Here is an 18,182-nt window from a genome sequence, read left to right as displayed (position 1 = left end):
CTCAAGTTCATTGCCTTTGTCCGGCGGCGCAGATAAACATTCCGTACAAACACAAAAACCAGGTCAATTTCTCTCATGCGTAAACTGGATCGAACGGATATCGGCATCCTCAACAGCCTGCAGGAAAACGCCCGCATCACCAACGCGGAGCTGGCGCGCTCGGTCAACCTGTCGCCCACGCCGTGCTTCAACCGGGTCAAGGCCATGGAGGAACTGGGGGTGATTCGCCAGCAGGTGACGTTGTTGTCACCCGAGGCGCTGGGGCTGGATGTGAACGTATTCATTCATGTCAGCCTGGAAAAACAGGTGGAGCAGTCGCTGCACCGCTTCGAAGAAGAGATCGCCGAGCGCCCGGAGGTGATGGAGTGTTACCTGATGACCGGCGACCCGGATTACCTGCTGCGGGTGCTGCTGCCAAGCATTCAGGCACTGGAGCGCTTTCTCGATTACCTGACCCGCTTGCCCGGGGTGGCGAACATTCGCTCCAGCTTTGCCTTGAAGCAGGTGCGCTACAAGACCGCGCTGCCGCTGCCGGCCAATGGCATGACGTTGCGCGAGCAATGATCCGGGCGCGGTGCCTGGGGTGCTTGATATTTTAAACACCCCCGGCCTATGTTGTGTGCGTCGCCATTCCCGGCATGCGAATACAACAAGAAGGACAGTGTCATGACGACCGAAGGCCCGCACAACCAGGCAGCGCTTCTGGAGGGCATCGATGAAATCGAGTGCGTCACCCCCGACCTCAATGGCGTGCCCCGCGGCAAGGTGATGACCGCCGAGGGCTTCCTTGAGGGGCGCCGCCTGCAGATGGCCCGTGGCGTTCTGCTGCAGTGCATCATGGGCGGTTACCCGGCGGCAAAATACTATGGCAGCGACGATGGCGACCTCGCGCTGGTGGCCGAGCCCTCGCAGATCCACCGCCTGCCCTGGAGCGACGAACCTCGGGCATTGGCCATCTGTGACGCGGTGGAACTCGATGGCACTCCTTCGGGGTTGTCCAGCCGTGGCCAGCTCAAGGCGGTGATCGCCCGGTATGCCGAGCGCGGGTTGGCACCGGTGGTGGCGACCGAACTGGAGTTCTTCGTGTTCGCCGCCAACAGCGACCCGAGCCAGCCGTTCCAGCCGCCGCTGGGCAAGGATGGGCGTCGGGAAATGGGCCATTCGGCCTTCAGTGTCAGCTCCAACAACGGCCTGCGACCGTTTTTCAACGAGGTGTACCGCTGCATGGCGGCGCTGGGCCTGCCACGCGACACCTTCATGCACGAGATGGGCGTCAGCCAGTTCGAGATCAACCTGCTGCACGGCGATCCGTTGCTGCTGGCCGACCAGACCTTCCTGTTCAAGCACCTGCTCAAGGAGGTCGCGCTCAAGCATGGCCTCATCGTGGTGTGCATGGCCAAGCCACTGGCGCACACCCCCGGCAGTTCGATGCACATTCACCAGAGCCTGGTGGAAGTTGGCAGTGGGCGCAATGTGTTCAGCGACGAGCAGGGCAGGGCGACCGACACCTTCCATCATTTCATCGGAGGCCTGCAGGCCTGCCTGGCCGACTTCACCGCGCTGTTCGCGCCGAACGTCAACTCCTACCAGCGCCTGTGCCACCCCTATGCGTCACCGAACAACGCCTGCTGGTCCGAGGACAACCGTGCCGCGGGCCTGCGCATCCCGGCCAGCTCGCCGGTGGCGCGGCGGGTGGAGAACCGCCTGCCGGGCGCCGATGCCAACCCCTACCTGGCCATTGCCGCAAGCCTCGCCGCCGGCCTGCACGGGATCGAGCGACAGATCGCACCGACGCCGGCCATCCAGGGCGAGTTCGAGGTGCCGGAGCAACTCAGCCTGCCTTGCACCCTGCATGCCGCGCTTGAGCGGCTCAAGCGCAGCAACCTGGCGCGGGAACTGTTCGGCAAGGAGTTCATCGAAGGCTACATCGCCACCAAGACCCTGGAGTTGAGTGATTTCTTCGATGAAATCACCCCCTGGGAGCGCCGCGTGCTCGCCGCGCAAGCCTGAGCGCGACACGACCGCTACTGGATGCGCCCCCACGGCTCTTTTTGCTGCCTGGGGGCCTGTGCCAAGATGGATTTGCTTTTATGCTTGCCTGCAACCCAACGCCACCTGGTCAAGGAGCTTGACGGGACGTATGCGAAATATCTGGAAGCCGTTTCAGTCGCTGTACTTCGCCGCCTTGATGATGCTGATCGGCTCGGGCCTGTTGAGTACGTACCTGGCCCTGCGCCTGGCCGCCGATCATGTCGACAGCCTGTGGATCGGTGCGTTGATGGCGGCCAACTACTTCGGCCTGGCGGTGGGGGGCAAGGTGGGACACCGCTTGATAGGCCGGGTCGGGCATATCCGAGCCTATGCCACTTGTGCCGGCATCGTCGGCGCCGCGGTGCTCGGGCATGGGCTGACCAACTGGCTGCCGGTGTGGATCGGGCTGCGCATGATCGTTGGCCTGGGCATGATGTGCCAGTACATGGTCATCGAGAGCTGGCTCAACGAACAGGCCGATGCCAAGCACCGCGGCGCGGTGTTCAGCGGCTACATGATCGCCTCTTACCTGGGGTTGGTGCTCGGTCAGCTGATTCTGGTGGTGCACCCGCAGCTGGGGCCGGAACTGCTGATGCTGGTGGCGATGTGCTTTGCCTTGTGTCTGGTGCCGGTAGCCATGACTCGACGCATCCACCCCGCGCCGTTGCGCCCGGCGCCAATGGAGCCTAAGTTCTTCATCAAACGGGTGCCGCAATCGCTGTCCACGGTGCTCGGTTCGGGCCTGATCGTCGGTTCTTTCTATGGCCTGGCGCCGCTGTATGCGTCCAGCCAGGGACTGAGTACCGAGCAGATAGGCCTGTTCATGGGCTGCTGCATTTTTGCCGGGCTGCTGGTGCAGTGGCCGCTGGGCTGGCTTTCCGACCGCTATGACCGCGCCGTGCTGATCCGCAGCGTGGCCATTGGCCTGGCCCTGGCTGCCGCGCCGCTGGCGATCCTGCCGGGGGTACCGCTCGAGCTGCTGTTCGCCATGGGCTTTGTCATTTCGCTGTTGCAGTTCTGCCTGTATCCCTTGGCGGTGGCGTTCTCCAATGACCACGTGGAGAGCGAGCGGCGGGTCTCGCTGACCGCCATGCTGCTGGTCACCTATGGTGTGGGCGCGTGTATCGGGCCGTTAGCGGCCGGGGTGTTGATGAAACTGCTGGGTGCGCAGATGCTCTACGCCTTCTTCGTGTTCTTCGCGTTGGTGCTGGTGTGGCGCATTCGGCCCAAGGCGGTCACCGGGCTGCACCAGGTGCAGGATGCGCCGCTGGGGCACGTGGCAATGCCGGCGGCGGGCTCGCCGCTGTCGGCGGCCCTCGACCCACGGGTGGATGAGCAGACGGTGCAGGATGTGATGCAGGCGCCAGTGGCGGCGGAGGATACCGAAGAGGATGCCGGTGCGCAGGCGCAAGGCGAGGTGGGCAAATCGATGTCCTAGGCGGCCCGCCCAGGCTCCAATGAAAACGCCACCCGAGGGGTGGCGTTTTTCATGGGCTGGCGACGATCAATAGTCGTCCTTGTCGAACCGCCGCGCTTCACGCTGCAGCTGGTAGACGAAGCTCTCGATCTTGCGCTGGGCCTGACCGTTGAGGTTGTGGAAGCGCACCCCGGCGAAGGTGGTGTTGATGCGCTCTTCGAAGTGCAGGTGGCGCAGCTCGACCAGGGTGTCGGTCAACCCCAGTGGATTGCCGGCCTTGAAGCGCTCGTAGACCTGGCCCAGTTGTAGGCGATCCTCGACATTGCCGTCGAAGCGCAGTTTGCAGCCGGTGGCCGAGATATCCAGCAGTTTGCCGCGCAGCGCGCCGTTGCCCTTGAGGTGGGTGCCGTCGAGGGTAACGTCGACCAGTTGCGACAGCTTCAGCGCGGCGCGGAAGGCATTGCGGCGCTGGTGATAGGTCACTTCATCGGGCAGCGGGCCACGGTAGCAGCGGTGGCCGTCGATCTCGGTGATGGTCAGCGGTATGCTGCTTTCCCAGGCGATGCGCACGCCGTCGTGGAAGCCTTCGATGCGGAAGGGTTCGCCGCTTTCGATGTACTTCTCGCCGTCGCGAGGGATCATTTCATCCAGCGCCAGGACACCGCTTTCCCGGTCGACATGCACCACATAGCTCTGGAACCGCTGGCTGCGTTCATGGAAGCTGATGATCAGCGGGTCGTGGCTATCCAGCAGCTGGCGCAAATTGGCCGCAATCTCCAAAGGGGTGTTCAGCACCTTTGGAGGCTGGGGAGCATCGGATTCATTGAACACGGGTTATCAATCTCCAGGCAAAAACGACACACGCAAGTAACGGCATTTTGCCAGTATGTTCCGTGCCTTGAAACAAATAATCACACCTGGCTGATTGCCCGGGGCTTGTCAATTGGCGCCGTGGCGCCACGGCTGTCATAGAGCGACGGGGTGTCGCCGCCCATGAGGATTCTGATCTGATTGGTCGTGGCGTGTTGCTGCGCCTGGATGATCCGCCCGTTGGTCTCGTTGACCTGCTGGCAGTTGTCCATCAGTTGGGTCAGCACATCGAGCTGCTGCATGATGATCTCGCCATTGGGCGACAGCTCGGCGACGGCTTTCACGCCGGCACGGTCGGCGCTGAGGCCGAGCCCAATGAGCAGGTTGTTGCGCCGCAGCCCCTGCTGTTCAAGCAAGACGATCAGGGATTGCTTGCGGGCAAGGATCTGCTCCAGCTTGGCCATATCCCGGCCGTGCAGGGCAACTGCCTCCTTTTGCAGAAGGTCGAGCAGTTCCTGTGTCGGTGCTAAGTCGTCTTCGATCAGTTGCAGCAGAGTGATGTCGTGCATGGCTAACTCTTGGCGTGTTGCGTCCTTGAAGTCAGCGCGCCTGCTAGTTAGCGCTGAGCTTCGAAATCAAGCAGTTTGCTAGCGACCCGGTCGGCGTCGACCTTGTAGCTGCCGTCTGCGATGGCCTGCTTCAACTCGGCCACGCGGGCACTGTTGACGGTGGGCTGATCGCGCAGCTTGTCGCTGATCTTCTGCAATTGCTGGGCCTCTGGGCTCAGATGTACTGTTTCTCCGCTGGCACCGGTGTGCTTGGGCGCTTCGTTGGCCTCGCCGGCTTTGGCGGCGTTGCCGGACGCGGTGTTACCGCGAACGCCGCCCGTGACGGACGGAGAATTATTCAAACGACTGAAGTCGATGACCATGATCAAAACCCCTGGGAATTAGGACGCATGCCTTGTTTTCGACCAATCCGAAAAAAACTTTAGGCACGAATGCAACACGGCCTGAAGCTGGCTTGCGTATCCCGATATCCGACAGAGTTTAGGGGCCGAGGTTGCACAGCGCCACCCTTCTGTCGAAATCCTGACGCAGGGTAGGTTACATGGCGACCTCGACTTGCCCGGCACCGGTTACCCGGGCCTTGATCACCCGTTTCGAATTGAGGTTGCGCACGCGGATCTGCGCTTGCATCCCGCCCTTGTCGAGGGCTTCGCCCGGCATGCGTACACTCAGGTTGCCACTGCGGGCGATGATCACAACGTGGTCACCTTTGCGCACCACCTCGGCCTGTTCCAGGTGCTGTTGGGTCAAAACCTGGTCAAGTACCGTGGGGCGCAGCAGTTTCATGCCAACGGCCTGCTCCAGCAGGGTCAGGTAGCCGGGGCCCAGAGTGCCGACATCGCGCTCGCGCAGCGCCACATCGCTTTCATCGATGACGCTTTCGCGCTTCAGTGGCCGGGTCATCACCACGACATCGCGCAGCAGGCGCACCTGGGCGGGCACGAATACGGTCCAGGGCGCGGCACCGTCGCAACGCACCCTCACTGTTACCCGGCCCAGCGGGGTCGAGCCTTCCAGTGAGGCATCCAACTGTTGACTGCACAGCGGCATGCGCAGGCGCGGGTCAAGTTTGTTGACTTCGATCTCGTAGCGGCCCTGGGTCTGGGTGGTTGCCAGATAATCTTCCACGGTGAATTCAAGAAAGCCTTGAGTGACACCGATAAGCTGTTCAGGCAAGGTAAAAGAGTCCGCCAGCGTACGCGCGCCGGGTGCTACCAGGCACAGCACAGCCAGGGGGCCGGTCAGCAGGCGCGTCAGTCGTCGGAAAATTGTCGTTTTCGTATGCATGACGCTCAAAAAAGCAAAGCCCGTGCCGACTTGGTGCACAGGGTAATCGTTGAAGGAGTCCGGCATGGCTGGAGTGATGGATTCGGTCAATCAGCGTACACAGCTGGTGGGGCAGAATCGCCTGGAGCTGCTGTTGTTTCGCCTCAATGGCGATCAGCTCTACGGCATCAATGTTTTCAAGGTTCGGGAAGTGCTGCAGTGCCCCGACCTGACGCTGCTGCCCAAATCCCATCCGGTGGTGCGCGGCGTGGCCAACATACGCGGGGCGACGATCCCGATCCTCGACCTGTCGATGGCGACCGGTCTGCCAGGGCTGAAGGAAGAAACGCGCAAGAGTTTCGTCATCATCACCGAGTACAACACCAAGACCCAGGGCTTCCTGGTGCACTCGGTGGAGCGCATCGTCAACATGAACTGGGAAGAGATCCATCCGCCACCCAAGGGTACCGGGCGTGATCACTACCTGACTGCCGTGACGCGTGTCGACAACCGCATGGTCGAGATCATCGATGTAGAGAAGGTGCTGGCCGAGGTGGCGCCATCTTCCGAATCGGTGTCGGAAGGTGTGATCGATGCCGAGGTACAGGACAAGGCGGTGATGCTGCGGGTGTTGACCGTCGATGACTCGTCGGTGGCGCGCAAGCAGGTGAGTCGATGTCTGCAGACCGTGGGGGTCGAGGTGGTGGCGCTCAACGATGGTCGTCAGGCCCTGGATTACCTGCGCAAGCTGGTGGATGAGGGCAAGCGTCCGGAGGAGGAGTTCCTCATGATGATCTCGGATATTGAAATGCCGGAAATGGACGGCTATACCCTCACAGCGGAGATCCGCAGCGATCCGCGCATGCAAAAGCTGCACATCTGCCTGCATACTTCGTTGTCCGGGGTATTCAACCAGGCGATGGTCAAGAAGGTCGGTGCTGATGACTTCCTGGCCAAGTTCAGGCCGGATGACCTCGCCCAGCGCGTGGTCGATCGGATCAAGGCGAGTCATTGAAACGGCCGGGGTTCGTCCCCGGCGCTAGCGATTTAAGAAGAGGCGGCAGCATTGTCTACGGGTAATTTGGATTTCGAACAGTTCCGGGTATTCCTGGAGAAAGCCTGTGGCATCCTGCTGGGCGAGAATAAGCAGTACCTGGTCTCCAGCCGTCTCAACAAGCTGATGGAGCAACAGGGCATCAAGTCGTTGGGCGAGCTGGTGCAGCGCATCCAGACCCAGCCACGCGGTGGCTTGCGCGAGCAGGTGGTCGATGCCATGACCACCAACGAAACGCTGTGGTTCCGCGATACCTACCCGTTCGAGGTGCTCAAGAACAAGGTGATTCCGGAGTTCATCAAGAACAACCCGGGCCAGCGCCTGCGCATCTGGTCGGCAGCCTGTTCATCAGGGCAGGAGCCGTACTCGCTGTCGATGGCCATCGACGAGTTCGAGCGGACCAACCTGGGGCAGCTGAAGATGGGCGCGCAGATCGTCGCCACCGACCTGTCCGGCGCCATGCTCAACAACTGCAAGACCGGTGAGTACGACAGCCTGGCCATTGCCCGTGGCCTGTCGCAGGAGCGCCTGCAGCGCTACTTCGACACCAAGGGGCCGGGACGCTGGGCGATCAAGCCGCCGATCCGCAGTCGCGTCGAGTTCCGTTCCTACAACCTGCTCGACAGCTATGCGCCGCTGGGCAAGTTCGACATCGTGTTCTGCCGCAACGTGCTGATCTACTTCTCGGCCCAGGTCAAGAAGGACATCCTCATGCGTATTCACGGCACGCTCAAGCCTGGGGGATACCTGTTCCTCGGTGCGTCCGAGGCGCTCAACGGGCTGCCGGACCACTACCAGATGGTCCAGTGCAGCCCGGGGATCATCTACCAGGCCAAATGAGGCTCAACAAAAAGGCCGGTATCGCGAGATACCGGCCTTTTTGCTGGTGCTGAAAAGCGCTGTCTGCGATCAGAACGCGTAGCGCACCTGCGCCGAAACCACATCGGCATCGAAGCCCGACTTGGCAACGTAGTCGTAACTCACGCCTACGCTTACCGCGCCCAGCTTGTAGTCGGCACCCAGGCCGGCCTCATAGCTGTTGCGCGATATGCTGGCGCCACGGGTGACGAACGCTGTGCTGCCGAGTACGAAAGCGGAAGTGTTCTGCACCGGGTCGGCGGCAAAGTCGTGGAAGGCCATCAGCTTCAACTGCGGCTCCAGGCTGCCGGCGCCCAGCGGCAGGTTACCAGCCAGGCGAATACCTGCGCCCAGCTCGATGGCTTCGTAGCGCTGGTCCTTGACCTTGAGCGCGGCGGACGAGCCTTTCTCGCGATAGCTGTCGATATCGACGCGGCTGTAGCGCGCGGCGAGGCGGGGTTCGACCAGCAGGCGTGGATTGACCTGCCAGCCGTAGCCGCCGATCAGGTTCAGCCCCAGCAGGTTGCTGTCGTAGTCCGACTTGGCGCGGGTGCCGGCGATCTCGCGGCTGCCTTCGTTGTCGTTGACGCCATAGGTGAGGCTGGCATCGACGAAGTAGTTGTCCAGCACGTAGCTGCCATACAGCGAAAACGCATGGCTTTGCACCTGGGTCTTGTTGCCGCGCCTGCCGTTGACGTCGGTATCGATGAAGCTGTAGGCCGCACCGAGGGTGAACTTGTCGTTCACCTGTCCATCGGCGCCGACCGCCACGCCACGGCTGTAGGCGTTGTACCCGGCAATACCGTCGCGTTGTTGCTGGCTGGCGTCGCTGTACAGCGTCTGCATCCATACCCTGGACGTGCGGGGTGATGCGTTGGAGGTGTGGGCGCGCAAGCTGTGGGCGCGGCCGTCAATGGCGTTGCCTATCAGGCGTTGGCTGGTGATGGCAGCCTGCCGGGCGCCATCGCTGACCTCGGGTGCCAGCTGTTCGGCGAGCTTGGCCAGTTGCGCCTCGTCGGCGCGGGCGGCGGCGAGGAACAACGGGTCCTGATTGCCCAGGCGTGCCAGCAGGCCTGCCTGGGAGAGGCTGCCCAATGCCTGTTGTGCGTTGCCGTTACCGCCCTGGGCGGCGACGATCTGGTCGAGTGTCTCGCTGGGCTTGGTGCTGACGACGGCGTAGACCTTGTTGTCTTCGAGGGTGCTGGTCAGTACGTCGAGCATGGCCGAGGTGCTGGCCACCTTGGGCTTGCCGTTCGGGTCGACCTGAAGGCCGCCGGCATCGAGTACCTGCACTTGGCCGGCCTCGAGCAACAGGTAGCGGCTGCCGCCGGCCTGGAAGTCGGTGTCCTCGGGTTCCAGCAGGATCCGCGCGTTCTGGCCGAATTCGGCGATACCGCTGACCTTGAGCACAGCGGTGGACGTGTCGGTGCTGGCGGCCAGCCACATGCCCAGCGCCGAGTTGTCGGCTACCCGCAGGTTGCCGTCGAGGGTGGCGTGGAGGCTCTGCAGGCTGAACGTGGTTGGCGGCTCGCTGCTGTCGCCGACGTCGAGCCAGCCGTTGTTCGCCAGGCGGATGCTGTTGCTGCCGCGCCCGGCATAGGCAGCCCCGTAGACGCTGTCACCTTCGACTTCGATGTTGGCCAGGCCAAGGAGGTCGCCTTGGATCATGCTGCCTTTGCCCATGATCAACTCGACAGGGCGGTTGCTGCCGGTGGCATCGATGGCGACGTTGCTCCAGATCTCGCCGCTGTTGAAGATGTTCAGGTCGCCGTTGGCCTTCTGCCAGGGCGGCACGCCAGGGCCGTCAAGGGTGGTGTTGCCAATGCGGATGGCAGTGTCGGCCGCTACGATCCTGCCACTATTGTCGATATGGCGCCCCAGGCTGTCGAAGACACTTGCGCCATCCAGCACGATGCCTTGCGCGCCTTGGTCGCCGGCGAAGATCTGCCCCTGGTTGTCGATGCCGGCCAGTACCGCCGGCCGGTTGCTGGCGTCTGTCGTGGCGTGGATGGCGATGGCGCCGGGGCCTGTAGCGCTGATCTCGCCACGGTTGACCACTCGTTCTTCCAGGTTCGCGCCCGCCAGGTTGATGGCGCGAGAGTTACGGCCGATGGCGATGATGCGGGCACCTGCGGCGTTGACCAGGTTGCCGTGGATGCGGCTGATAGAGCTGCCGGAGCTGGCCAGGTCGATGCCGTAGGTGGGGCCGCCATTGTTGTACGAGAAGCTGGTGCCGGCCTTGAGCAGGCCTTCGTTGGTCAGGTCGTCGTCGACGGTGCTGGCGCTCAGGCGCAAGGCGGCGCCGTCCAGGCTGGTGGTGATCACGTTGCCGCGGTTGGTCAGGAAGCCGCTGAGGTCGGTATCGGTAATGCGAATGCCGTCGCTGCGATGGACCATGTCCACGGCAATCGTGGTGTTGTCGTTGATGGCGCTACCGAGGGTCAGGTTGCCCATTACCTGACTGTTCGCCAGTGCGATCGCATCCTGTCGCAGACCGGTGAAGCTTCCGGTGAACTCGAGGTCGTCGGCATAGGATTGATGATCGCCCTTGTAGCCGGCATCGGTGAGGGCGATGGTCTGGGGCAGGGCCATTGCGGGAGCGGGGCTGGCGCCGATCAGGAGGGCCAGGAGGGTCTTGCGCAGGTTTAGCGGTGGCACGGCTTCTTCCTTTGAAATCGTAATGAAAGCAGCGCGCATCCATGCGGGCGAAACCGTACGTGCGTGTGGTGATGCGCGGGACGCGGATGCTACCCGATTGGTGGCCAATTGACATGTTTGCTTGACGTCAATTTTTTGGTTTGCCGCTTTTGCCGCCTGCCGATTGCCGCCTGGGTAGCTCAAGGCGGAAGCACATTGCCGCTTTTCTGGCATGGGGTGCGGCATGAAACAGGCAAAACCCCTGTACTCATGGGGTTCAAGATGGTTGGCACAGGGCTTGCTAATGCTATGGCAAACGAACTCTGGTCACCGTCAAAGGTCCCCGACATGAGCATCAGCTTCGACAAGGCGCTTGGCATTCACGAAAAGGCACTGGGCTTTCGCGCCCAGCGTGCCGAAGTGCTGGCCAACAACATCGCCAACGCCGACACGCCCAACTACAAGGCGCGTGACATGGACTTCTCGTCCGTGCTCGCTGCCGAGTCCGACAAGCAGCAGAAGGGCCGTATCGCCCTGGAACGTACCGACAGCCGTCATATCGAGGCCGAAGGCCTGGCGATGATGGACGATACCCTCAAGTACCGCACGCCGATGCAGCCGTCGATCGACCAGAACACCGTGGACGCGCACCTGGAGCAATCGAACTACGCGGAAAACGCCGTGGGCTTCCAGGCCAGCTTCACCCTGCTCAACAGTAAATTCAAAGGGCTGGTATCGGCCCTGCGTGGAGAGTGACCATGTCCCTTGCCAGTGTCTTCAATATTGCCGGGAGCGGCATGAGCGCGCAGAACACGCGCCTGAACACCGTCGCCTCGAACATTGCCAACGCCGAGACCGTGTCGTCGAGCATCGACCAGACCTACCGTGCGCGCCACCCGGTATTCGCCACCACCTTCCAGCAGGCCCAGGCCGGCGCCGGCCAATCGCTGTTCGAAGACCAGGGCCAGGCCGGGCAGGGTGTCGAGGTCAAGGGCATCATCGAGGATCAGAGCAATCTCGAAGCCCGCTACGAGCCAAGCCACCCGGCGGCGAACAAGGATGGCTATGTCTACTACCCAAACGTCAACGTGGTCGAGGAAATGGCTGACATGATCTCTGCCAGCCGCGCGTTCCAGACCAACGCCGAACTGATGAACACCGCCAAGACCATGATGCAGAAAGTACTGACCCTGGGTCAGTGATAAGGAATCCGGACCATGGCAGTGACCAACACCAACAATGGCGTGAACCTGAACGACGTACTCAACGCGTCCGGGGTCAGCACCGGCACCAAGAAGCCCGCTACTGAGCCCGTCGACAAGAACGCGCTGGGCAAGGATGCGTTCCTAAAACTGCTGGTTACCCAGATGCAGCACCAGAACCCGCTGGATCCGCAGGATAACGGCGAGTTCATTGCGCAGCTGGCGCAGTTCAGCAGCCTGGAAGGTATCCAGACCCTGAACAGCTCGGTCAACAATATCATCGGTGGTATAGCGTCGAGTCAGGCCTTGCAGGCCACCACGCTGGTGGGGCGCTCGGTGATCCTGGACACCGACAAGGCGATGGTCGACACCACCGCCAGCTTCACAGGTCAAGTGGTCGTGCCGCAGAACATCACCGACGGCAAGGTCGAGATCAAGGACAAGGACGGCAAGGTGGTCAAGACCATCAGCCTGGGCGAACAGGCCAAAGGCACCGCCGACTTCATCTGGGACGGCACCAACGAGAAGGGTGAGAAGGTCGATCCTGGCCAGTACACCTTCACCGCCACCACGACGGTCGATGGCAAGGCGCAGACCATGTACACCCTGCTGCCGGCGAAGATCACCAGCGTCAGCTTCCAGGGCGGTAGCGAGATGATGCTCACCTTGGCAGGCGGCCAGAAGATCGGCGTCTCGAAAGTACAATCGATTGGAATCTAAGGCCGCTAGATCGGCATAAGGAGTGAATGCATGTCTTTCAATATCGGCCTTAGCGGTCTTTACGCAGCCAACAAGCAGCTGGACGTCACCGGCAACAACATTGCCAACGTCAACACCGTCGGCTTCAAGTCGTCGCGTGCCGAGTTCGCCGACGTTTACGCAGGCTCCAACCGCCTGGGCGTGGGCAAGAACCAGATCGGCAACGGCGTGCGCCTGGCTGCGGTTTCCCAGCAGTTCGGCCAGGGTGATGTCAACAACACCGGCAACGTGCTGGACATGGGTATCCAGGGGCAGGGCTACTTCGTGCTGTCTGATAACGGCTCGATGACCTATACCCGTGCCGGTGCATTCCAGACCAACAAAGACGGCTACGTGGTGACCTCGGACGGCCTGAACCTTCAGGGCTATAGCACCGATGCCAATGGCAAGATCGTCAAAGGCGTGCTGACCGACCTGCGCATCGACACCTCGGCGCTGGCGCCAAAGGCCACCACGCTGATCGAGCAGGGCATCAACCTGAACTCCTCGGCCCCAGACATTCCGCTGGAAATCGATGATGGTTCCGGCACGATGATCCCGAACAAGCCGTTCAACCCGACCGATCAGAGCACCTACACCAAATCGTTCCCTACCAAGGTCTATGACAGCCAGGGTAACGAGCACGTCATGGAGCAGTTCTACCGCAAGACAGGTAAGAACGAATGGACCATGTACACCCTGGTCCAGGGCCGTAACCCGCTCGATCCGTCCAGCACCCAGCCGCTGACCGCCACCATGTCGTTCAACCCCGATGGTTCGGTGAAGTCCATGGCGGCCCAGAACGATGGGAGCACGCCTCCGGTGCCTGGCGTGCCGGCGGGCGATTGGAGTGTGGTCAATAACACCTTTACCCTGAAGAACTGGATTCCTGCCGCCAAGGATGCGGCGGGTAACTGGGCGCCCAATGGTTCCCAGGGTAATGCTGACGGCATGCAGCTTTCGATGAAGAGCACCACCTCCTACAACACTGAAACTGCTCGTATGTCGCAGTCCCAGGACGGCTACGCCACCGGTATCCTGTCGAACCTGTCGATCGACTCCACCGGTGTCATGTTCGCCAGCTTCAGCAACCAGCAGTCCCGCGCCATCGGCCAGGTGGCAATCGCCAGCTTCGCCAACGAGCAGGGCCTGCAGCAGACGGGCGGCACCCGCTGGAAGGAAACCTTCTCCTCGGGCATTCCGGGTATCGACGCGCCGAAAACCGGTACGCTGGGCGAGATCGAGTCCAACTCGCTGGAAGCCTCCAACGTCAACCTGACCCAGGAGCTGGTCGAGCTGATCAAGGCCCAGAGCTACTACCAAGCCAACGCCAAGACCATCTCCACCGAAAGCACCATCATGCAGACCATCATCCAGATGACCTGATGGCCGCTGGCTGATTGCTTGTCAACGAACCCCTTTGCGAGAAGGGGTTCGTCGTTTTCACGGAGAGTACCCATGAAAAAACTGCTGGCTGCCGCCGTCGCGGCGTTCTTCCTGCTCCAGGCGCAGGCCGCAATGGCTCCCTGGTGGCGCTGGGAAAGCCAGGCCGATGGGCACTTGGTGTGCTCGCAATGGTCACCCGGTGATGGTTGGAAGCGCTTTGCCGGACCGTTCGACAATGCCGCCTGCAGATCCCTTTGACGCAGCGCAAAAAATGATGGCTTGAAGCCATCGATTGGCGGATTTTCTTCAGGTATGATCCGCGCCATCTCACTCGTTCGAGTGTGTGGCAAGCGTCTTTTTCCAAGGATCGGAACTCTTGAAAAACAGTAAGGATACTGGTGCCAACGTGCTGCCGGCAGCGCTTGGCGTGGCCTTGAAAAAAGGCCTGATCGGCGCGGCCCTGTTCTCTGGCGTGATCAACCTGCTGGCGTTGATCGGCCCCTTGTTCATGCTCGAAGTCTATGACCGGGTCATCCCCAGCCGTAGCCTGCCTACCTTGGTGGCGCTGGGGTTGCTGGTGGCAGGTGTGTACCTGGTTTTCGCCGTGGTCGACATTATCCGTTCGCGGGTCATGTCGCGGATCGCTGCGGCGGTGGAGGGCGCGCTTTGCGGCCAGGTGTTCAAGGTCATCGCCGGCGCTCCGCTGAAGATCGTGCTCGACCAGGACCCGCTCAAGCCCGCCCAGGAACTTGATCAGATCCGCGCTTTTATCGCCGGGCCTGGGCTCATGGCGTTCTTCGATCTGCCCTGGATGCCGGTCTACCTTGCGGTCAGTTTCTATATCCACCCGTCCTTGGGCTGGCTGGCACTGAGCATGATTGCGCTGATGGTGCTGTTGACCTGGCTCACCGACCGCGGTACCCGTCAGGCCATGTGCGACAGCGCGGCGCTTGCCAGCCAGCGCAACCGCCTGGGGCAGCAAGCCCATGCCGGGGCCGAGGTGCTTGCCGCGATGGGTATGACCGATCGCGCGGCGGCGCGCTGGCAAACCCTGCTGGGGCGCTATGCGACCCTGCAGCGGCGCAGTGCCGATGTCAGCGGATTCTATGGTGGCATCACCAAGGCCTTGCGCCAGTTGGTGCAGTCGGCCTCCCTTGGCGTGGGTGCCTGGCTGGTGATCCAGGGTGATCTCAGCGGCGGTGCCATTGTCGCCGCCTCGATCATCGTTGCCCGCACCCTGGCCCCAGCCGAGCAGATCATCGGTACGTGGCGCAGCCTGGTGTCCGCGCGGCTGGCCTGGCAGCAATTGCGGGCGGTGCTGGCGATATTTCCAGCCCAGCCTGAAAAGACCGCGCTGCCCGAAGCCTGCAGCCAGTTGCAGGTGACGGGCCTGTGCGTTGCCCCTGCTGGTGTGCAGCGGCTGGTTGTTCAGGGGGTGAGTTTCAGCCTGGCAGCTGGCAGCGCATTGGCGGTGATCGGCCCCAGTGCCTCGGGCAAGTCGTCGCTGGCACGGGCGTTGGTGGGCGCCTGGCCGGCGATCCGTGGTCAGGTCTGCCTCGATGGTGCGGCGCTGGAGCTTTGGCCGGATGCGCAGCGTTCGGCATTGACCGGCTACCTGCCGCAGAGCGTCGACCTGTTCGAGGCCAGCGTGGGCCAGAACATCGCGCGCCTGGATCCGCAGGCCGATGCGGCAGCGGTTATCGCGGCAGCGCGTCAGGCCGGCGTGCATGAAATGATCCTGCAGCTGCCGCAAGGCTACGACACCCCGGTCGGAGAGGGTGGCGTCAATCTGTCGGCGGGGCAACGGCAACGTATCGGCCTGGCGCGGGCCTTGTATGGCGAGCCGTTCCTGGTGGTGCTCGACGAGCCCAATGCCAACCTCGATGCCGAAGGCGAGCGCGCGCTGGCCAGGGCGATCGAAGGCGTGAAGGCGCGGGGTGGAGTGGTGGTGGCCATCGCTCACCGTTCCGGCCTGCTGGCGGTGATGGACCAGGTGCTGGTGCTGGAGCAGGGCGCACAGGCGGCGTTCGGTCCGCGTGACAAAATACTGGGACGGCCGGTGGCGATCGCCGATCCGCGAGTGGCCAAGGGAGGGGGGCAGGCATGATGCGCATCGATGATGAGCAGCAGCTGGTGCGTTCGCTGCGTTGGCACTTGAGGGGTGGTCTCGGGGTTGTGGTGGTGTTGCTGGGAGGCGCGCTGCTGTGGTCGGCTGCCACCGAGTTGGCCAGCGCTGTGATCGCGCCGGGGACAGTGGCGGTGCAGGACAGTGTGAAGAAGGTTCAGCACCCCACTGGCGGTGTGGTCGCGCAGTTGCTGGTCAGCGAAGGGCAGTCGGTGCGGGCCGGCGATGTGCTGATGCGCCTGGATGCCACCTTGCAGGAGGCTAGCCACGCGATTGTCGCCAAGGCCCTGGACCAGGCCCTGGCGCGCCAGGCACGGCTTGAGGCCGAGCGCGATGGTCTGGCGCAGGTGGACGTCCCACCACGCCTGCTTGCGCGTGCAGGCGAGGCGCAGGTGCAGGCGGTGCTGGCCAGCGAGCGGCAATTGTTCGCCGACCGCCGCCAGTCCCGCGACGGGCAGAAACAGCAGTTGCGCGAGCGCATCGAGCAACTGACCCAGACCATCGCCGGCCACGACCTGCAGCAGCGTACCAAGGGCGAGGAGATCCGCCTGATCGACGAGGAGTACCAGGCCGTCAGGACCTTGCAGAAGAAGGGGCTGATGACTCTTGACCGGGTCAATGCACTGGCCCGCGGTATTGCTCGCCTGCAGGGGGAGCGTGGCCAACTGGTCGCAGCCATCGCCGAGGCCCGGGCACGCATCGCAGAAACCCGTCTCGAGCTGCTGCAGGTTGACCAGCGTTTCCGTGAGCAGGTCTCGGAGGAGCTGCGCGACCTCATGGCCCAGCAGGGCGAATGGGTCGAGCGCGAAGTCGCCGCCGCCGACCAGCTCAAGCGTATCGAGGTGCTGGCGCCCAGTGCCGGTCGCGTTCAGCAATTAGCGGTGCATACGGTAGGTGGGGTGATTTCGCCAGCCGAAACCTTGATGCAAATCGTGCCGCTGGATGAGGAACTGCTGGTGGAAGCGCGCATCAGCCCGCAGGACATCGACCAGGTCGTGCTCGGCCAGGATGCCTTGCTGCGTTTCAGTGCGTTCAATCGTGCGACCACCCCCGAAGTGCTCGGGCGGGTGGTGCGTCTTTCCGCCGATCTGGTGACCGATCCGCAGAGCGGCCTCGGTTTCTATCGGGCCGGCATTCATATCGACAAGGCCGAGCAGCGCAAGCTCGACGGCCTCACGCTGGTGCCGGGCATGCCGGTGGAGTCGATGATCCAGACGGGTCGTCGCACCGTGCTGTCCTATCTGCTCAAGCCAGTAGGCGACCATGCGCAACGGGCATTCAGGGAAGGGTGAGCGCCATCGAAGGATTGGCGTCAGCACACGGACGTTCAACATTGAAGCAAGGAAGGAGTTGCGATGGCTGTTATACAAGGAACCGCAGGGGCCGACAATTTGCTCGGCACGGCTGCGGACGACCAGATCTATGGACGTGCTGGCAATGATGTGATCGATGGCGGGGCAGGTAACGATACCCTGTTCGGCGGCGATGGCGCTGATCGCCTGATCGGTGGCGCGGGGATCGACACTGCGTCCTATGCCGACTCGAACATTGGTGTCACCCTCAACTTCAAGACTGGCGTGCATACCGGTTTCGCCGCGGGTGACACCTTCGAAGGCATCGAAGTGTTCCGTGGCTCGGCTGCGGCCGACCGCTTCGTCAGCGATACCGCCGCACACACCTTCGAAGGTGGCGGCGGGCTCGATACCCTGGATTACTCCGGCTCCGCCACGGCGATCACCATCAACATCGATACCGCAGGGCGTGGCACGGGCGTGGGTGGCGATGCCCAAGGTGATGTATTCACCGGTATTTCCGCCGTGCTCGGCTCGGCGTTCAATGACACTTTCACCAGCTATGGCACCAGCACCTTCCAGGGTGGCGCGGGTGATGATGTGTATTATCTGTACGGCAATGCCGGTGTATCGGAGCTGGTCGGTGGTGGTTATGACGAGGTGCGCACCACCCTGACCACCTACCGCCTGGGTAACGAGGTCGAGGCCTTGACCTACCTCGGCGCCGCCGCCTTCACCGGCTATGGCAACGCCAGTGCCAACGTCATTACCGGTGGTTCAGGTAACGATTTGCTGCT

18 protein-coding genes are annotated in these 18,182 nt (G+C 62.5%); 13 read left to right on the top strand and 5 right to left on the bottom strand.

Annotated elements, in window-relative coordinates; genetic code table 11:
• The first annotated feature begins 75 nt into the window (after window positions 1-75).
• The 3 genes from bkdR (at window position 76) to ABZO33_RS14305 (ending at window position 3,469) form a co-directional block, all read left to right on the top strand.
• Window positions 76-564: a Bkd operon transcriptional regulator BkdR gene (bkdR, locus tag ABZO33_RS14315; protein WP_028691050.1), complete on the top strand. Its 489-nt coding sequence runs from the start codon at window positions 76-78 to the stop codon at window positions 562-564.
• Between the two features lie 204 nt (window positions 565-768).
• Window positions 769-2,010 carry a glutamine synthetase family protein gene (locus ABZO33_RS14310; RefSeq protein WP_414536743.1) on the top strand — a complete coding sequence of 414 codons (1,242 nt, stop codon included), beginning with the start codon at window positions 769-771 and terminating at the stop codon, window positions 2,008-2,010.
• Window positions 2,011-2,140: 130 nt separating this feature from the next.
• Window positions 2,141-3,469: an MFS transporter gene (locus tag ABZO33_RS14305; RefSeq protein WP_414536569.1), complete on the top strand. Its 1,329-nt coding sequence runs from the start codon at window positions 2,141-2,143 to the stop codon at window positions 3,467-3,469.
• A 66-nt stretch (window positions 3,470-3,535) separates the two neighbouring features.
• Here ABZO33_RS14305 and ABZO33_RS14300 read toward each other — a convergent pair whose 3' ends face one another.
• The 4 genes from ABZO33_RS14300 to flgA form a co-directional block, all read right to left on the bottom strand.
• On the bottom strand, window positions 3,536-4,279 hold the full coding sequence (locus ABZO33_RS14300) for a flagellar brake protein (protein WP_414536568.1): 744 nt from the start codon (window positions 4,277-4,279) through the stop codon (window positions 3,536-3,538).
• 80 nt (window positions 4,280-4,359) lie between these two features.
• Entirely contained in the window at window positions 4,360-4,827 is a 468-nt protein-coding gene (locus ABZO33_RS14295) for a flagella synthesis protein FlgN (protein ID WP_414536567.1), read from the bottom strand.
• 47 nt (window positions 4,828-4,874) lie between these two features.
• Window positions 4,875-5,189: a flagellar biosynthesis anti-sigma factor FlgM gene (gene flgM / locus ABZO33_RS14290; RefSeq protein ID WP_046854639.1), complete on the bottom strand. Its 315-nt coding sequence runs from the start codon at window positions 5,187-5,189 to the stop codon at window positions 4,875-4,877.
• Window positions 5,190-5,364: 175 nt separating this feature from the next.
• Window positions 5,365-6,114, bottom strand: a complete 750-nt coding sequence (gene flgA, locus ABZO33_RS14285) for a flagellar basal body P-ring formation chaperone FlgA (protein ID WP_414536566.1) — start codon at window positions 6,112-6,114, stop codon at window positions 5,365-5,367.
• Window positions 6,115-6,178: 64 nt separating this feature from the next.
• Here flgA and ABZO33_RS14280 point away from each other — a divergent pair, with 64 nt between their 5' ends.
• Window positions 6,179-7,108, top strand: a complete 930-nt coding sequence (locus tag ABZO33_RS14280) for a chemotaxis protein CheV (RefSeq protein WP_046854640.1) — start codon at window positions 6,179-6,181, stop codon at window positions 7,106-7,108.
• Window positions 7,109-7,159: 51 nt separating this feature from the next.
• Window positions 7,160-7,987 (top strand): protein-glutamate O-methyltransferase CheR, encoded by an 828-nt coding sequence (gene cheR / locus ABZO33_RS14275; RefSeq protein ID WP_414536565.1) that lies wholly within the window; start codon window positions 7,160-7,162, stop codon window positions 7,985-7,987.
• Window positions 7,988-8,056: 69 nt separating this feature from the next.
• Here cheR and ABZO33_RS14270 read toward each other — a convergent pair whose 3' ends face one another.
• The gene (locus ABZO33_RS14270; RefSeq protein WP_414536564.1) at window positions 8,057-10,663 is read right to left on the bottom strand and encodes an autotransporter outer membrane beta-barrel domain-containing protein; all 2,607 of its coding nucleotides are present in this window, start codon (window positions 10,661-10,663) and stop codon (window positions 8,057-8,059) included.
• Between the two features lie 327 nt (window positions 10,664-10,990).
• Here ABZO33_RS14270 and flgB point away from each other — a divergent pair, with 327 nt between their 5' ends.
• The 8 genes from flgB to ABZO33_RS14230 form a co-directional block, all read left to right on the top strand.
• On the top strand, window positions 10,991-11,398 hold the full coding sequence (gene flgB / locus ABZO33_RS14265) for a flagellar basal body rod protein FlgB (protein WP_046854642.1): 408 nt from the start codon (window positions 10,991-10,993) through the stop codon (window positions 11,396-11,398).
• 2 nt (window positions 11,399-11,400) lie between these two features.
• Window positions 11,401-11,844, top strand: a complete 444-nt coding sequence (gene flgC, locus ABZO33_RS14260; protein ID WP_046854643.1) for a flagellar basal body rod protein FlgC — start codon at window positions 11,401-11,403, stop codon at window positions 11,842-11,844.
• Window positions 11,845-11,859: 15 nt separating this feature from the next.
• Window positions 11,860-12,564, top strand: a complete 705-nt coding sequence (locus ABZO33_RS14255) for a flagellar hook assembly protein FlgD (protein WP_414536563.1) — start codon at window positions 11,860-11,862, stop codon at window positions 12,562-12,564.
• A gap of 30 nt (window positions 12,565-12,594) precedes the next feature.
• Window positions 12,595-13,968: a flagellar hook protein FlgE gene (flgE, locus tag ABZO33_RS14250; RefSeq protein WP_414536562.1), complete on the top strand. Its 1,374-nt coding sequence runs from the start codon at window positions 12,595-12,597 to the stop codon at window positions 13,966-13,968.
• Between the two features lie 72 nt (window positions 13,969-14,040).
• On the top strand, window positions 14,041-14,226 hold the full coding sequence (locus ABZO33_RS14245; protein WP_414536561.1) for a hypothetical protein: 186 nt from the start codon (window positions 14,041-14,043) through the stop codon (window positions 14,224-14,226).
• A 118-nt stretch (window positions 14,227-14,344) separates the two neighbouring features.
• Window positions 14,345-16,075 carry a type I secretion system permease/ATPase gene (locus tag ABZO33_RS14240; RefSeq protein WP_414536560.1) on the top strand — a complete coding sequence of 577 codons (1,731 nt, stop codon included), beginning with the start codon at window positions 14,345-14,347 and terminating at the stop codon, window positions 16,073-16,075.
• Complete coding sequence (locus ABZO33_RS14235) at window positions 16,072-17,385, top strand: HlyD family type I secretion periplasmic adaptor subunit (protein WP_414536559.1); 1,314 nt, start codon at window positions 16,072-16,074, stop codon at window positions 17,383-17,385. Before ABZO33_RS14240 ends, ABZO33_RS14235 begins: the two co-directional genes overlap by 4 nt.
• 63 nt (window positions 17,386-17,448) lie before the next feature.
• On the top strand, window positions 17,449-18,182 hold a 734-nt coding region (locus ABZO33_RS14230), incomplete at its 3' end, for a calcium-binding protein (protein ID WP_414536558.1).

The organism is Pseudomonas sp. CAM1A (genome assembly GCF_047501685.1).
Classification (GTDB): Bacteria; Pseudomonadota; Gammaproteobacteria; order Pseudomonadales; family Pseudomonadaceae; genus Aquipseudomonas.
This window is presented reverse-complemented; position numbering and strand designations above follow the sequence as displayed.

Coding starts and splice junctions, on each gene's coding strand:
- ABZO33_RS14280 (WP_046854640.1), top strand. CDS start 6,179: ATGGCTGGAGTGATGGATTCGGTCAATCAGCGTACACAGCTGGTGGGG.
- ABZO33_RS14245 (WP_414536561.1), top strand. CDS start 14,041: ATGAAAAAACTGCTGGCTGCCGCCGTCGCGGCGTTCTTCCTGCTCCAG.
- bkdR (WP_028691050.1), top strand. CDS start 76: ATGCGTAAACTGGATCGAACGGATATCGGCATCCTCAACAGCCTGCAG.
- flgM (WP_046854639.1), bottom strand. CDS start 5,189: ATGGTCATCGACTTCAGTCGTTTGAATAATTCTCCGTCCGTCACGGGC.
- ABZO33_RS14255 (WP_414536563.1), top strand. CDS start 11,860: ATGGCAGTGACCAACACCAACAATGGCGTGAACCTGAACGACGTACTC.
- ABZO33_RS14305 (WP_414536569.1), top strand. CDS start 2,141: ATGCGAAATATCTGGAAGCCGTTTCAGTCGCTGTACTTCGCCGCCTTG.
- flgC (WP_046854643.1), top strand. CDS start 11,401: ATGTCCCTTGCCAGTGTCTTCAATATTGCCGGGAGCGGCATGAGCGCG.
- flgE (WP_414536562.1), top strand. CDS start 12,595: ATGTCTTTCAATATCGGCCTTAGCGGTCTTTACGCAGCCAACAAGCAG.
- ABZO33_RS14310 (WP_414536743.1), top strand. CDS start 769: ATGACCGCCGAGGGCTTCCTTGAGGGGCGCCGCCTGCAGATGGCCCGT.
- ABZO33_RS14235 (WP_414536559.1), top strand. CDS start 16,072: ATGATGCGCATCGATGATGAGCAGCAGCTGGTGCGTTCGCTGCGTTGG.
- flgB (WP_046854642.1), top strand. CDS start 10,991: ATGAGCATCAGCTTCGACAAGGCGCTTGGCATTCACGAAAAGGCACTG.
- flgA (WP_414536566.1), bottom strand. CDS start 6,114: ATGCATACGAAAACGACAATTTTCCGACGACTGACGCGCCTGCTGACC.
- ABZO33_RS14295 (WP_414536567.1), bottom strand. CDS start 4,827: ATGCACGACATCACTCTGCTGCAACTGATCGAAGACGACTTAGCACCG.